The sequence below is a fragment of the Antarctobacter sp. genome, assembly GCF_034670325.1.
Lineage (GTDB): Bacteria > Pseudomonadota > Alphaproteobacteria > Rhodobacterales > Rhodobacteraceae > Antarctobacter.
The window spans coordinates 320,366-333,373 of the sequence record NZ_JAXMNR010000005.1; the positions used below are offsets into that span (position 1 = coordinate 320,366).

13 protein-coding genes are annotated in these 13,008 nt (G+C 61.5%); 9 read left to right on the forward strand and 4 right to left on the reverse strand.

Going from position 1 to position 13,008, the window contains the following annotated elements; all coding sequences use genetic code 11:
• Positions 1-2: 2 nt before the first annotated feature.
• Genes VOI21_RS14695 through VOI21_RS14715 form a run of 5 tightly spaced genes read left to right on the forward strand, consistent with a single transcriptional unit; the run spans position 3 to position 5,758 of the window.
• A complete protein-coding gene (locus tag VOI21_RS14695; RefSeq protein ID WP_323770687.1) occupies positions 3-1,946 on the forward strand; it encodes a glycosyltransferase in 1,944 nt (647 codons plus the stop codon).
• Positions 1,947-2,960, forward strand: a complete 1,014-nt coding sequence (locus VOI21_RS14700) for an SDR family NAD(P)-dependent oxidoreductase (protein ID WP_323770688.1) — start codon at positions 1,947-1,949, stop codon at positions 2,958-2,960.
• The gene (locus VOI21_RS14705) at positions 2,961-3,758 is read left to right on the forward strand and encodes an ABC transporter permease (RefSeq protein ID WP_323770689.1); all 798 of its coding nucleotides are present in this window, start codon (positions 2,961-2,963) and stop codon (positions 3,756-3,758) included. It begins immediately after the preceding gene.
• Complete coding sequence (locus VOI21_RS14710; RefSeq protein ID WP_323770690.1) at positions 3,755-4,429, forward strand: ATP-binding cassette domain-containing protein; 675 nt, start codon at positions 3,755-3,757, stop codon at positions 4,427-4,429. The genes VOI21_RS14705 and VOI21_RS14710 overlap by 4 nt, the downstream gene beginning before the upstream one ends.
• A 9-nt stretch (positions 4,430-4,438) precedes the next feature.
• On the forward strand, positions 4,439-5,758 hold the full coding sequence (locus VOI21_RS14715) for a hypothetical protein (protein WP_323770691.1): 1,320 nt from the start codon (positions 4,439-4,441) through the stop codon (positions 5,756-5,758).
• An 18-nt stretch (positions 5,759-5,776) separates the two neighbouring features.
• On the opposite strand, the gene VOI21_RS14720 is transcribed toward VOI21_RS14715, so the two are convergent.
• Both VOI21_RS14720 and VOI21_RS14725 read right to left on the reverse strand, forming a co-directional pair.
• Positions 5,777-6,085, reverse strand: coding sequence for a MocE family 2Fe-2S type ferredoxin (locus VOI21_RS14720; protein ID WP_323770692.1), 309 nt, complete (start codon positions 6,083-6,085; stop codon positions 5,777-5,779).
• An 11-nt stretch (positions 6,086-6,096) separates the two neighbouring features.
• On the reverse strand, positions 6,097-7,176 hold the full coding sequence (locus VOI21_RS14725) for a fatty acid desaturase family protein (RefSeq protein ID WP_323770693.1): 1,080 nt from the start codon (positions 7,174-7,176) through the stop codon (positions 6,097-6,099).
• Positions 7,177-7,316: 140 nt separating this feature from the next.
• On the opposite strand from VOI21_RS14725, the gene VOI21_RS14730 reads away from it, so the two are divergent.
• The gene (locus VOI21_RS14730; RefSeq protein WP_323770694.1) at positions 7,317-8,348 is read left to right on the forward strand and encodes a LacI family DNA-binding transcriptional regulator; all 1,032 of its coding nucleotides are present in this window, start codon (positions 7,317-7,319) and stop codon (positions 8,346-8,348) included.
• Positions 8,349-8,378: 30 nt separating this feature from the next.
• Here the strand turns inward: VOI21_RS14730 and VOI21_RS14735 are convergent, their stop codons facing one another.
• Together VOI21_RS14735 and VOI21_RS14740 are read right to left on the reverse strand one after the other, a co-directional pair.
• Positions 8,379-9,149 carry a carbon-nitrogen hydrolase family protein gene (locus tag VOI21_RS14735; protein ID WP_323770695.1) on the reverse strand — a complete coding sequence of 257 codons (771 nt, stop codon included), beginning with the start codon at positions 9,147-9,149 and terminating at the stop codon, positions 8,379-8,381.
• Positions 9,150-9,155: 6 nt separating this feature from the next.
• The gene (locus VOI21_RS14740) at positions 9,156-10,427 is read right to left on the reverse strand and encodes an NAD(P)/FAD-dependent oxidoreductase (protein WP_323770835.1); all 1,272 of its coding nucleotides are present in this window, start codon (positions 10,425-10,427) and stop codon (positions 9,156-9,158) included.
• Between the two features lie 211 nt (positions 10,428-10,638).
• On the opposite strand from VOI21_RS14740, the gene VOI21_RS14745 reads away from it, so the two are divergent.
• From VOI21_RS14745 to VOI21_RS14755, 3 genes are read left to right on the forward strand one after another with little or no spacing between them, the layout of a single operon-like run.
• On the forward strand, positions 10,639-11,802 hold the full coding sequence (locus VOI21_RS14745; protein WP_323770696.1) for an aromatic ring-hydroxylating oxygenase subunit alpha: 1,164 nt from the start codon (positions 10,639-10,641) through the stop codon (positions 11,800-11,802).
• 1 nt (position 11,803) lies between these two features.
• On the forward strand, positions 11,804-12,220 hold the full coding sequence (locus VOI21_RS14750; RefSeq protein WP_323770697.1) for a RidA family protein: 417 nt from the start codon (positions 11,804-11,806) through the stop codon (positions 12,218-12,220).
• Positions 12,221-12,269: 49 nt separating this feature from the next.
• The gene (locus VOI21_RS14755) at positions 12,270-12,944 is read left to right on the forward strand and encodes a DUF1028 domain-containing protein (protein WP_323770698.1); all 675 of its coding nucleotides are present in this window, start codon (positions 12,270-12,272) and stop codon (positions 12,942-12,944) included.
• Positions 12,945-13,008: the final 64 nt, after the last annotated feature.

Sequence of the window (13,008 nt, forward strand, 5' to 3'; positions counted from 1 at the left end):
CGATGGTAACGCTTGCGGACCAGCGGGACTTCTCCGGGAACGGTCAACCGTTGCCGGACGGCGTGTCGCAAGAAATCTTTGACTTGTCCCGCAACATCACCCGGGCCGAAATGGCAGCGGACATCCTCAAGCGTCTGGAACCGGTGCTAAAAGACTACCGCGCCGACAAGAACATTGCGCTGGCCTGTGGTTTGTTGCTGGAAAGAACCCGCACGGAACGTGACATGCGGTCCCTGTGGGACCAATTGCAAGGCCGCTACCCCGACGACGCGCTGGCCCTGCGGATGCTGATGCGGTGGTATCGCCGCGACGGGCGCGTGGACGACGGCATCGACCATATCGCGCGCCTGTATCCCGATTGCTGGCGCACGCTGTCTCAGGCCCGTATCGCATTGCCCGGTCTTGTGGAACTCAAGGCCTGGGAAGAGCTTGACCAGCTTTGGGAAACCCTGTCCGTGTTGCACCCCCGTGATCGGGCCCTTCGAATGGACTACATAAAGGCACTTTTGGAACAGTCGCGATATATCGATGCTGCAGAGGTTGCCAAAGGCGTCTATGCCCGCGAACGTATGGGCAGAGCATCTCAAGAAATGCTCGCCAAAGTTGAGCAAAAAGCAGGCATGATGGCCAAATTCAATCTGTCGCATTCCGCGACGGTGATCGATGAGATCTTTGCGCGGGCGCCGTCGCCGCGCCAGAACGCATGTCCCGAACGCATCGTCTTTTTCAGCGGGCAGTTGGGCACCGGCGGGGCCGAGCGTCAGATGACCCGCATTGCCTGCGCGTTCAAAGAGCGCAGCACGCAGACCGCCAGCCCCTCACCCGAGGTTTGGGTCAAACACGCCAATCCGGCCACCGGGGCCGATTTCTATCGCCCGATGATGAATGACGCGGGCGTGCCGGTCCGCGTTCTGGCCGAGGAACGACAGATCGCGGTTGCCGAACTGGAAGACATCTCTGACGAACTGGCCGAGCTGATCGATCTTCTGGCACCGGATGTGCAGCGCTATACCTGCCAGTTGATCCGCCATTTCCGCGCGCACCAGACCGACGTGGCGTACCTCTGGCAGGACGGTGGTATCATTCAATCCGCCATCGCCGCCGTTCTGGCCGGTGTCCCGCGCATCGTCACATCGTTTCGCGGGCTGCCCCCCAACCTGCGCCCCACGTTTTTCCGCGAGGAATTGCCGGTGCTGTACTCCGCCCTTGCGCGGATGCCGCATGTCACATTCACCGCCAACAGCCAAAAAGCGGCGACCGCCTATGAGGAATGGCTAAAGCTTTCGCCCGGCGCAGTTCAGGTGATCCCCAACGCGGTCAATGTCATGGCGGCGGACGGGGACGAAACCGACAAGGCGCTGTGGTATGACATCCTCAGCCAGACAGAGCCCTGCACCAAAACCGTGCTGGGCGTCTTCCGTTTCGACACCAACAAACGCCCTCTCCAATGGATCGAAACCGCCGCGCGCTACCTGACGAAACATGACGACACGCGCTTTGTGATGCTGGGCGACGGCGCGCTGTTGCCAGAGGCGCGGGCGCTGATCGAAACGCTGGGCCTCTCGCACCGCGTCTTTGCGGTAGGTATCCGCAGCAACGTTGGCTTTTACATGCACCGCGCGGATCTGCTCATGCACCTTGCCCAGATGGAGGGCTTGCCCAACGTGCTGATCGAAAGCCAGCTTGTCGGGACGCCGGTTCTGGCCACGCCCGCCGGCGGCACCGATGAGGTTGTCGAACAGGGCGTGACCGGTGTCATCCTATCCGATGCGAATGAGATCCCCGAACAAGAACTGGACACAGAACTGGAACGGCTATTGTCGGACCCCGACCGGCTGGCGCGTTTTGGGGCCACGGCGATGGCCCATTCCACAGATCGCTTTTCGGTCGAAACGATCCTGAACAGGACAACCGACCTTTTCAATACAATCGAGCAGGCACACTGAATGGCAACGATCTTCGTCACCGGAACCGCAGGGTTCATTGGCTTTCATCTGGCAAAGCATCTGCTGGATGAGGGGTTTTCCGTCGTCGGCTATGACGGGCTGACCGACTACTACGATGTGAACCTGAAAAAGACCCGGCACGCGATCCTTGAAAAGAACCCGAACTTTCGCGCGCAGATCGGGATGCTGGAAGACAATAACCTGCTGGCCAAGACGGTGGCAGAGGCACAACCGGATGCCATCGTGCATCTCGCGGCGCAGGCGGGCGTGCGTTACAGCCTTGAAAATCCGCGTGCCTATATCGACTCCAACCTGACCGGCACCTTCAACCTGATGGAGGCTGCACGGGAGGCCAAAGTGGATCACCTGCTGATGGCGTCGACCTCTTCGGTGTATGGCGGCAACACCCAGATGCCCTTTGAAGAGACGCAAAAGACCGACCTGCCCCTGACGCTGTACGCCGCGACCAAAAAAGCAAATGAGTCGATGGCGCATTCCTATGCGCACCTGTGGCACATCCCGACGACGATGTTCCGGTTCTTCACCGTGTACGGCACCTATGGCCGCCCCGATCTGGCACTGTTCAAGTTCGTGCGCGCCGCGCTCGCCGGTGAGACGATCGACGTCTACAATCACGGCAAGATGGCGCGCGACTTTACCTATGTCGACGATCTGGTTCACGCCATCCGCCTGCTGGTCGACACGCCCCCACCGCAGGTCGAGGGCCGCACAACACCCATCCCCGGTGACAGCCTCAGCCCGGTCGCCCCCTTCCGCACGATGAACATCGGCAACGGCGCGTCGGTGCCGCTGATGGAGTTCATCACAGAGCTGGAAAAGACGCTGGGCAGGGAGATTCCCAAGAACATGATGGACATGCAGATGGGGGATGTTCCGGCGACATGGGCCAATACCGATCTGCTGGAGGCCTTGACCGGTTTCCGCCCCAATACGCCGGTGGCCGAAGGCATCCGCAACTTCGTCAACTGGTATCGGGATTATTATCGGGTCTGAATGATGATCGCCGCTCCGCATATCACGCCTCCGGGCACCTTTGGCAGGATCATGGTCCTGCTGAACCGCGAACGGAAAACCCGTTTTGCGGGTGGTATGCTGGGTTATCTCTGGGCTTATATCACGCCCGCCGTCTGGATCGCCCTGATTGTCGGGCTGTTTGTCTATCTAGAGCGGACCCCACCCATCGACGCGGGACTGGCGATCTTTGTGGCCACCGGAATCCTGCCCTATGTGGCCTTCCGCCAGACCGTGACCGCCCTTAGCCGGGTGCTGAGTGCGCATCGCTACATGCGCTATTTCGCGACCGTGTCCAACGATGACATCCTTTGGTCCTCGATGCTGCTGGAAGGGTTCAACCTGATCGTGTCGGCTCTGCTGATCTTCGGGACAGTAACAGTTTTCTTTGGAGCCGCGCTTCCGCACGCCTTGCCCACTGTCATTTTGGCGCTGGCGATCACGTGGATGTTGGGCTGCGGAGTGGGGCGTTTCGTGGCCATCGGCGCGCAACTCAGCGACACCTTTGCGCGGTCTGTGCCGCTTATCCTGCGCCCGTTCTTTTGGCTGTCGGGGGTCTTTTACACCGCCGCCGAGCTTCCCGGCCCGGTGCGCGACATCCTGTGGTACAGCCCCTTCCTGCATGTGACGGAAATCCTGCGTGAGGGCTATTTCCTTGGCTTTACGTCACATTTCTCCAATGTCTGGTATCCGATCGTCGTCGCTGCTGCCTTTTTCCTGATTTCGCTTCCGCTGGAGCGGTTCGCCACCAAGCGGCGCATCATGCGGGGGCGGCTATGATAACGCTTGATCAGGTCAGCATCCTCAAGCCGGGCTTCTTCCGGCGTGAACCGATTGTGACCGACGCATCCGCCACGTTCCGGCGCGGCGAACGTGTCGGCATTCTGGCGTCCCCCGGCACCGGCAAGTCCTCTCTCGCCCGTTTGTTGGCGGGTATTGACCAGCCGGACCGGGGACAAATTCACCGCGAGGGCCGTGTAAGTTGGCCCATCGGATTTGCCGGCTTCCTGCATCCCGCGCTCAGCGTTCGCGACAACCTGCATATCTTTGAACGTCTGGTCGGAATGCCGACCGACGCCGCCGTAAATTTTTGCGCAGAGTTTTCCGGCATCCCCGGCCTGCCGCGCAAGATGATGCAGGACCTGACCCCGACCCAGCGCGCGATCCTCGCCTATGCCTGTGCCGTCTCCGTCCCCGGTCCGGCCATGTGGATCGCCGATGAGGTCATTACCGTGGGTGAGCCGTTTCAGCGCAAGAGATGTGACGAGATCCTGACGCAGCGCCTGTCCGACGGCGGTCTGGTGTTCCTGTCGCGGAATGTGCGGCAACTCAAACAGTATTGTGACCGGTTTTACGTGTTGATCAACAAACGCCTTGTGCCCTGCGATGACCTGAACGTGGCGCAGGACGCGCTGGACCTGCAGAAAACCAACCAATCCGAGCTTATTTGAGGGTGTGACATGTCGAACCCGGCAGCGAAAGAAGACGCAGGAATAGCCGCTTGGAAAGACAAGCGCGCGGCCATCGCGGCGGCGGACACAGCGGCGCGCCAGCAGCCGCCGCCTGTCGCCAAAGTACCAGACGCCCCGGCTGTGGCAGAAGACCCCAAGTCCGCCGCGATGGTGTTTCTACAGTCAGTCCCGTCAGACGACCCGATACCCGCCCACGCCACCACGCGGCCACAACGCCGGTTGAAAGTTCCCCAGACCTGGGCCCTGTTCGGGGCGATCGTCATTTTGCCCGTCCTGCTGGTCGCCGCTTACCTGATGTTCGTGGCCACGCCGCTTTTTGAGGCGCGCTCTGTCATCGCCATCACCAAGACCGGCAATTCCGGATCGGGCGTGCAGGCGGGGCTGCTGGGCGGTCTTGAAAAACCCGCCAACCTGCAAGAAGTGTTCCGCGCCGACACTTACATCAACAGTCAGGCGCTGATGGACTCTCTCGAAGAGGAAATCGGCATCGTCACCGAACTCAGCAGTGACGCAATCGACCCCATCCGCCGCCTGCGCACGATCCCGGTGCTGTCGGTCAGCAAACGGATGCAGTTCGACCGTTTCGTCGAATCCTCGGTCGATGTGCAAAGCGGCCTACTGACCCTGTTTGTGCGCGCCGACAGCCATGAACAGGCCATTCTGGTGTCTGAGGCCGTGCTGAGAAACGCGGAATCGCAGGTGTCCCGGCTGGGGCAGATGTTGTTCGACAAACGCCAATCCCACGCCGCCGATATGCGCCGGATTGCCGAAACACAGGTGCAGGACGCGCAGACCGCGCTGGTTGCCTTGCAGCTGAAATATCAGGACGTCGACCCCAAGAACCGGGTCGAGAATATATATGCCCGGATCAAGGAACTCGAAAATGAGGCCTACCGGATCGACAACGACATCCAGAAGGCCCAGATCGCCGGAGTCGGCGACAGCCGCCAGACCGAAAAGCTGATCGCGCTGGCCACGCATATCGCCGCACAGATCGACAAGGAACGCGCGCAACTGGTGTCACCGGACGGCACCTCTCCGACGCCGCTCAACAACATGCTGATGGAATATGAACGCGCCTCCCTGAACCTAGAACTGGCACGCGAGGCGGTCAGAACGGCGATTGCAACGCAGGCAGAGGCCAACCGCGAAGCTGCGCTGAACCGCAGCATCTTTCAGGTCGTTGTCCCGCCCAGCACCGCGCAAGCCGCCCTCTATCCCCGCATCCCCGCGACCCTGTCCTTGACATTGATCGTGTGCCTAGCGCTGTTCGGGGCGGTTGTGACGTTGCGAAGCGGACGAAGCTGACTTTATCAATCTGCGCTTTCAGACCTCGATCCAGACCCGTCCGGTTTCGACCCGTGTCGGGTAGGTGTTCAGGTTGACACAGGCCGGGGCGCGCAATGCCTCCCCCGTTCGATAGTCAAAGGTCGCGTTGTGCTTGGGGCATTCGATCTCATAGTCCTGCACCAACCCGTCCTCTAGATGCACATGCTCATGTGTACACAGGCCATCGGTGCAGAAATACTCGTCGTTTGGGCTGCGGTAGAGCGCAAAGGTGCGGCCATCGTGATCAAAGCGGATCAGGTCCTCTTGGTCGATGTCATCGGTGGCACAGGCGTCAATCCAAGGCATGATGTCTCTCCTTATTCCGCCGGGACGCCCAGCGCGCTGACATGAAAATCCTCGCGGTAGGGTTTCGCCCGAGGCGGCAGATCGCGTTTCAGAAAGTAGTCTTCGTAGGCCAGCTGCCGCCGCAGCGCCGGGATCACTTCGGCATAGGCCGCCAGAATCGAGGGGCTGGGTGTCGGCAAATCATGGCGGATCGCCTCATGCAGGTCGGGCAGGCGGTGATAGGGTACCATCGGGAACATGTGATGTTCGACGTGATAGTTCATATTCCAGTAAACAAAGCGCGAAATCGGGTTCATGTAGACAGTGCGAGAGTTCAACCGGTGGTCCGTCACATTGTCAGCCAGACCCGCGTGTTGCAGGACGCCTGTCATCACATGATGCCACGCGCCGTAAAGCCGGGGCAGGCCAATGACCATCAGAGGCAGGATCGACCCTGTCCACAGCGCCAATCCAATCGTGACGGCGTAAATGGCCACCCAGATGCGGGCGATGCGCACAACCTTGGGCCGCTCTTGTTCGGGGATGTAATCCGCCTCTTCGGGATGCACCCGGCCAGAGGCGTTCAGCAGCATCCGCGCCCAGCCGTTCCACGCATCGAGGATACCAAAGACATTCAGAGCGATCCGGAAAAGTGCCGGGGGCCGCATGGCGACAATCTCCGGGTCGCGCCCAACGATAATCGTGTCGGTGTGGTGGCGGGCATGGCTCCACCGCCATGTGACGGGGTTGCGCACCATGCAAAAGCTGGCCACCTGATACAGCCAGTCGTTCATCCAGCGCGTCTTGAACGCTGTGCCGTGCCCGCATTCATGCCAGCGCGAATCCATCGCCGACCCATACAGCACGCCGTATGCCAGCCAGAAGGGGGCGGACCACCACGACGGCCAGAGTGCAATACCAATACCGGCCAAGGCCACCATGCATCCGAACAGGACAAATGTGTCGCGGATCGCCGGTTGATCGGCACGTTGCATCAGCGCCTTCATTTCCTTGCGCGGAATGTCGGTGTGATACCACTCGGCGGCGGCAAGTCCGTTTTGGACAGCACGCCGCGCGTCCTCGCCCAGCAGTGAATAGTCCCTTCTTGCCATTTCGCGCCCTCCCCGGTCCATTTGTCGGTGGTGCAATGAAACGAAAAACCCGATCATGCGCCATACCCACAGACACAAAACGTCTCTTGAGGTATCAGACAGCGCAGCAAACAATGATCTGAAACTATCAAAGGTACGTCTTGGCCAATCGACCGACATTACGTGACGTGGCGCAGGAAGCCGGAGTCAGCATCGCCACGGTCAACCGGGTGGTCGCGGGCGCGCCCGGTGTGCGCGAAGAAACCGCGCTCAAGGTCGCCGAGGCGGCGGCGCGGATCGGCTATCATGGGCACACTCTGATGTCGCAGCAGGCCACGGCCTTACTGCCCGAAGTGCGGATCGGTGTCCTGCTCCAAAAGGAAAAGCAGTCCTTTTATCGCGGGTTCGCCGATCACCTTGTCCGCTCGGCCGCAGACTGCACCACAGCACGGGTCAAGTTGGTTTTGGAGTTTGCCGCATCCGCAGCCCCGCGCGATGCAGCGGCACAACTTGACCGCATGGCCAGCCGGGTGGATGTTCTGGCCGCTGTTGCGGTCAATCACCCAGCCGTTTCCGAAACGGTCAACCGACTGTCCGCAAACGGCGTTCCAACCTTTGCTCTGCTCTCAGAATTCGCGCAAGGAACCCGCCGAAGTTACATTGGCACCAACAACTTGAAAATTGGTCGCGGAGCGGCGCACGCTTTGAGTTTTGCTGCCGGAGAACAAGGGAAGATCGCACTCTTTGTAGGCGGCAACCGATGGCATGGGCATGAACTGCGCGAGACCGGATTCCGCGCGCACTTCCGCGAGAATGCCCCCGGCTTTACGCTCCTCGACACCTTTATCAACCTCGATACCCGGCAGTTGACCTATGAGGCGACGATTGACCTGCTGGAACGCCACCCCGATCTTGTCGGGCTGTATCTGGCAGGAGGCGGGGTGGAAGGTGCGTTTGCCGCGCTGCGAGAGGAACGCGTTCCGGGTCAGACCGCCATGGTGGCCAACGAATGGACACCGGAAAGCCAGCAGGCGATGGATGATGGTTATGTCTCGCTGATCGTGGGCACCCCATTGGAGCAGCTTAGTAACATCGCCATCGCCATGATGGTCGAGGCACATCAGGCACCGGACCGGATGCAGAACGGACAAGTCTTTCTGGACCCGACCCTTTACCTGCCAGAGTTCTTCTGAAAGTTTTATCTCATCCGGATTGACCGCACATCAGGGCAGATCGCGCTTGTCCTGCTGCTGGGTGCTAAGCAGGTTTTCGTCTACCGCCTTTGTCGCCGCAAGGTCGACGATCAACAGCGCCTCTCCCGGCCCCGCCTTGGCAAGGATATTGCCATCCGGCCCAGCGATCACCGACCGCCCGCCAAACGCCAACCCCGCCTCTGAGCCGTGGTAGTTGGCATAGGCCACGGTCAACGCCATCTCCATCGCGCGTGCGGGAACCAGCAGATCCGACACATTCCCGAACCCGGCGGGGTTGGCGGTGGGGACAAGGATCACCTCAGCGCCTTGGTCGGCAAGTGCGCGCACATGATGCGCAAATTCCACGTCATAGCAAATCAACAAGGCGGCGCGGTATCCGCCCAGATCGAACAGGGCATAGGCGTCACCCGGTCGAAACACCGACCGTTCCATCGGACCAAAGAGCTGCACCTTGCGGTAATGCGCCAGCTTATGGCCCGTCCGGTCAAAGCAACTGGCCACATTATAGACGTCCTGCCCATCCCGCTCCGCCCAGCCAACGGCCAGACCGCATCCCGCCGCGCCACACATCGCGGCCAGACGTTTCTCCCAATCGCCGCCCTGCGCCTGTGCGCGTTCAGGGTGCAGGTCTGGACGGTTGTAACCCGGCAGGAACAACTCGGGGAACACCACCAGTTCGGCCCCCATCGCCGCCGACGCCGCAAGGCACCGTTCGATCCGGGCAAAGGCCCCGGCCTCATCGCCGTCCGTTGGCGCACCCTGATAGACTGCCAGCTTCATCCTGCGTCACGCATCCTCTGTCACCCGGCGTGCTGAGCCCTCATAGGCCATGTAGCTGCGCTGAATGGCGATCTGGTCGGCAATGAATCTGGCATCATGCCAGACCCCCCAAATAAACGACGACCCGCGCCGGGTCTGCCACGGCAGGCCAACGAAATACAGCCCATGTTCCTGTGAGACGCCGCGCTGGTGGATCGGTCCACCCCGCTCATCAAAGACATCTGCCTTGATCCAGCTAAAGTCGAACGCATAGCCCGTCGCCCATAGGATCGTGCCCACGCCCGCCTCTGCCAGATCCAGTTCAAGGATCGGGTTGGTGACGCAGTCGGGATCTTCGGGAATAACCCGCGCTTCGGGTTCTTCTGGCAGGTCCAGCCCGTGACGGGCGATATAGGCATCGGCCTCATCCAGTACCGACAGGTAGTTGGCATCCCCCTTGTCGAGGTTCTCCTTGAGATCCCGCGCAAACCGGACCTTGCCGTTTTCATAGCCTGACGTCATCCCCAGCAGCATCATGCCCCGGTTCGCCAGCTTGCGGAAATCGATGGTCTGGCCACCCTCAGCACCGCTGACCGCGATGGTCACATGCTCGGTCCCCGGCCCCGGCGAATCCGCGTTCCACTTGCCCAGCACACCCAGCCACCAGACATTGTCGCGCCCACGATAGCGGCGCGGAGGGCGGTCATGCGGCCCGAGCGACAGGTAGACCCTGCGACCCGCCTTCAACAGTTCCTCGGCGATCTGCACGCCGGACGACCCGCCGCCCACCACCAGAACCGCGCCGTCGGGCAGTTGGTCGGGGTTGCGATAAGCGTTGGAATGCATTTGCATCGGTCCAGCATCGTTTGGAACCACCGGCGGGATCGCGGGGCGCTGGAACGGGCCGGTCGCGGCCACCACATGCCGCGCCTCGATCTCTCCGTCAGAAGTGGCCACACGGAACCCGGCCCGCGCCTCCAAGGGCGCTACCTCATGCACCTCAACGCCCGTTCGGACCGGCGCGCCGATTTGTTCAGCATAAGCGACAAAATAGTCGGCAACGCTTTCCTTGTGGGGAAAGGCATCGGCGTCGCAGGCAAATTCGCGGTTCGGAAACCGGTCGTGCCAGGCCGGTCCATTGGCCACCAGTGAATCCCAGCGCCCCGTGCGCCAGCGTTCGGCGATGCGGTCACGCTCCAGCACGATGTGGGGAATGCCCTGCTTGCCCAGATGCTCGCTCATCGCGATGCCAGCCTGTCCGCCGCCAACCACCACCGTATCCGTGCGTTCCATACCCAAGGTCCTCTGATCCATCACTGCCGGGGACCCTAGGCGCGGGCAGGGAGGCGTCGAAACTAGGCAATCATGAAGCCTTGCTTTCGGGCAGGCTAATCCCGCTTAGGGGTGCGCTAATCATCGATAAGACACAGCTTTGCTTTCCAACCGCGCCGCCCTGCCGCATTCTTGGCCAGACCGCCAACAGGCGCAGTTCACCCAAGGAGCATGTCTAATGGCAAAGGATCATATCGACCCCGTCGAGGCACTGCGTCAGAACACCTCTGTCCCGTTTGAGCGCGCCCGCGCGATGCCGGTGGATGTCTACACCACGCAGGCCTTTGTCGATGAGGAACTGGCGCATATCTTCCGCAAGGACTGGTACTGCATCGGGCGGGCGGACGCGCTGCAAAACCCCGGCGACTATGTCACCTGCGAACTGGCCGGTCAGCCAATTGTCGTCCTGCGTGACCGCGCGGGGGAACTGCGCGCGCTCAGCAACGTCTGCCTGCATCGCATGTCGACGCTTTTGCAGGGGCGCGGCAATACGCGCGCCATCGTGTGTCCCTACCACGCCTGGACCTACAATCTGGACGGCAGGCTGCGCGGCGCGCCCGCGATGACGCTGAACGAGGGGTTCTGCAAGGACGCCTATACCCTGCCCGCAGTCCGGTGCGAGGAATGGCTGGGCTGGGTCTTTGTCTCTCTCGACCCGAACGCCGCGCCGGTGGCCGAAAAGCTGGCCGAGGTCGAGGCGATGGTCGCTGGCTACGACATGACCAACTACACCGAAGCATTTTACGAAGAGCACGTCTGGGATACCAACTGGAAGGTGCTGGCCGAGAACTTTATGGAAAGCTACCACCTGCCGGTCTGCCATGCGGGCACCATCGGCGGGCTGTCGCGGCTGGAGGATATGATCTGCCCACCGGGGCACGCGGCGTTCAACTATCACACGATCCTCAAGGACGATAAGCTGCGGATCGCCATGGCGCACCCGTCGAACGACCGCCTGAAGGGGGATGAGCGGCGCACGACTTTCCTGTTGGCGATCTACCCCAGCCTCATGATCACGCTGACACCGGGGTATTTCTGGTATCTGTCACTGCATCCAAAGGGACCGGGGCAGGTCCACATCCGCTTTGGCGGCGGCATGTCGGACGACTACGCAGATGATCCCGACGCGCAGGAGAACTTTACCGCGCTCAAGACCCTGCTGGATGACGTCAACATCGAGGATCGAGGTTGTACCGAAAAGGTCTATCGCGGTCTGTGTTCGGATCTCGCCCAACCGGGCCACCTGAGCCACCTCGAACGCCCCAACTACGACTTTGCGCAATACCTCATGTCCCGGATCGACGCCTCCAAGGGCGCCGATCAGGACGCCGCCGGAGACTGACATGGCCCACACACGCATCCGAACCTTCAACACCAGCGACACCTACCCGGAACAGAACCTTGATAACGACCTCTGTCAGGCGGTCGTGACGCGGGGTGGCAGCACCGTCTGGATGCGTGGGCAATGCCCGCAGGATCTGGACACCGCCCGGAACCTCGACAGTCATGATCCGGCCGAGCAGACCCACAAGGTCATGCAAAACATCCGCCAATTGATCGAAGAGGCGGGTGGCCAGATGGAGCATCTGGTCAAGGTGGTGGTCTACATCACCGATGTGCGCCACCGCGAGGCGGTCTACCGGACGATGGGTGAGTATATCAAAGGCGTGCATCCGGTCTCGACAGGGTTGGTCGTGCAGGCACTGGCGCGGCCCGAGTGGCTGGTCGAGATCGACGCCACAGCCGTGATCCCGGATTGAGAGTGCGGATTTTGAGTACTTTTACCAAGAAGAAGCACGGAGGAATGTCATGACCTTTTCGCTTGTCGCGCGCTGCGCGGACACCGGCATGTTCGGGCTGGCCATTTCATCCTCTTCCCCCGCCGTGGCGGCGCGCTGCGCCTATGCGCGGGCGGGGGTTGGGGCCGTGGCCTCGCAGAATGTCACCGACCCAGCGCTGGGGCCGCTGGCGCTGGACCTGATGCAGGGCGGGATGCGTGCGGCAGAGGCGGTGGCCGAGGTACAACGGCGCGGAAAATTCATCGAATACCGGCAGGTGCTGGCGGTCGACGGGCAGGGGGAAACGGCGATCCATTCCGGGCCGAACTCCTTGGGAATCTGGACGCAGGCGCAGGGCCGGGATGTGGCCTCGGGCGGCAATATGCTGGCCAATGACAGCGTCCCGGCGGCCATCGTGGCGGCATTCGAGGACTCCAAGGGGCATCTTGGCGACCGTCTGGTTGCCGCCATGCGCGCCGGGCTGGCGGCGGGCGGCGAGGCGGGGCCAGTGCATTCGGCGGGTATGCTGCTGGTGGACAAGGTCAGCTGGCCGGTTGCCGACCTGCGCATCGACTGGACCGAGGATTGCCCAATCGAGGCCGTCGCCACCGCATGGGACATCTACAAGCCGCAACTGGATGCCTATATTCAGCGCGCGCTCGACCCGCGCGAAGCGCCCTCTTACGGCGTTCCGGGGGACGAATAGTGTCTGCCCCTTGCGCGCCCTGACCATCAAGGACAAAGCTTGAGCGACCCAATCGTTCAAGGAC

Bases quoted from the DNA above. Each gene is read 5' to 3' on its own strand.
- VOI21_RS14695 (WP_323770687.1), top strand. From the start codon at position 3: ATGGTAACGCTTGCGGACCAGCGGGACTTCTCCGGGAACGGTCAACCG.
- VOI21_RS14700 (WP_323770688.1), top strand. From the start codon at position 1,947: ATGGCAACGATCTTCGTCACCGGAACCGCAGGGTTCATTGGCTTTCAT.
- VOI21_RS14705 (WP_323770689.1), top strand. From the start codon at position 2,961: ATGATGATCGCCGCTCCGCATATCACGCCTCCGGGCACCTTTGGCAGG.
- VOI21_RS14710 (WP_323770690.1), top strand. From the start codon at position 3,755: ATGATAACGCTTGATCAGGTCAGCATCCTCAAGCCGGGCTTCTTCCGG.
- VOI21_RS14715 (WP_323770691.1), top strand. From the start codon at position 4,439: ATGTCGAACCCGGCAGCGAAAGAAGACGCAGGAATAGCCGCTTGGAAA.
- VOI21_RS14720 (WP_323770692.1), bottom strand. From the start codon at position 6,085: ATGCCTTGGATTGACGCCTGTGCCACCGATGACATCGACCAAGAGGAC.
- VOI21_RS14725 (WP_323770693.1), bottom strand. From the start codon at position 7,176: ATGGCAAGAAGGGACTATTCACTGCTGGGCGAGGACGCGCGGCGTGCT.
- VOI21_RS14735 (WP_323770695.1), bottom strand. From the start codon at position 9,149: ATGAAGCTGGCAGTCTATCAGGGTGCGCCAACGGACGGCGATGAGGCC.
- VOI21_RS14745 (WP_323770696.1), top strand. From the start codon at position 10,639: ATGGCAAAGGATCATATCGACCCCGTCGAGGCACTGCGTCAGAACACC.
- VOI21_RS14750 (WP_323770697.1), top strand. From the start codon at position 11,804: ATGGCCCACACACGCATCCGAACCTTCAACACCAGCGACACCTACCCG.
- VOI21_RS14755 (WP_323770698.1), top strand. From the start codon at position 12,270: ATGACCTTTTCGCTTGTCGCGCGCTGCGCGGACACCGGCATGTTCGGG.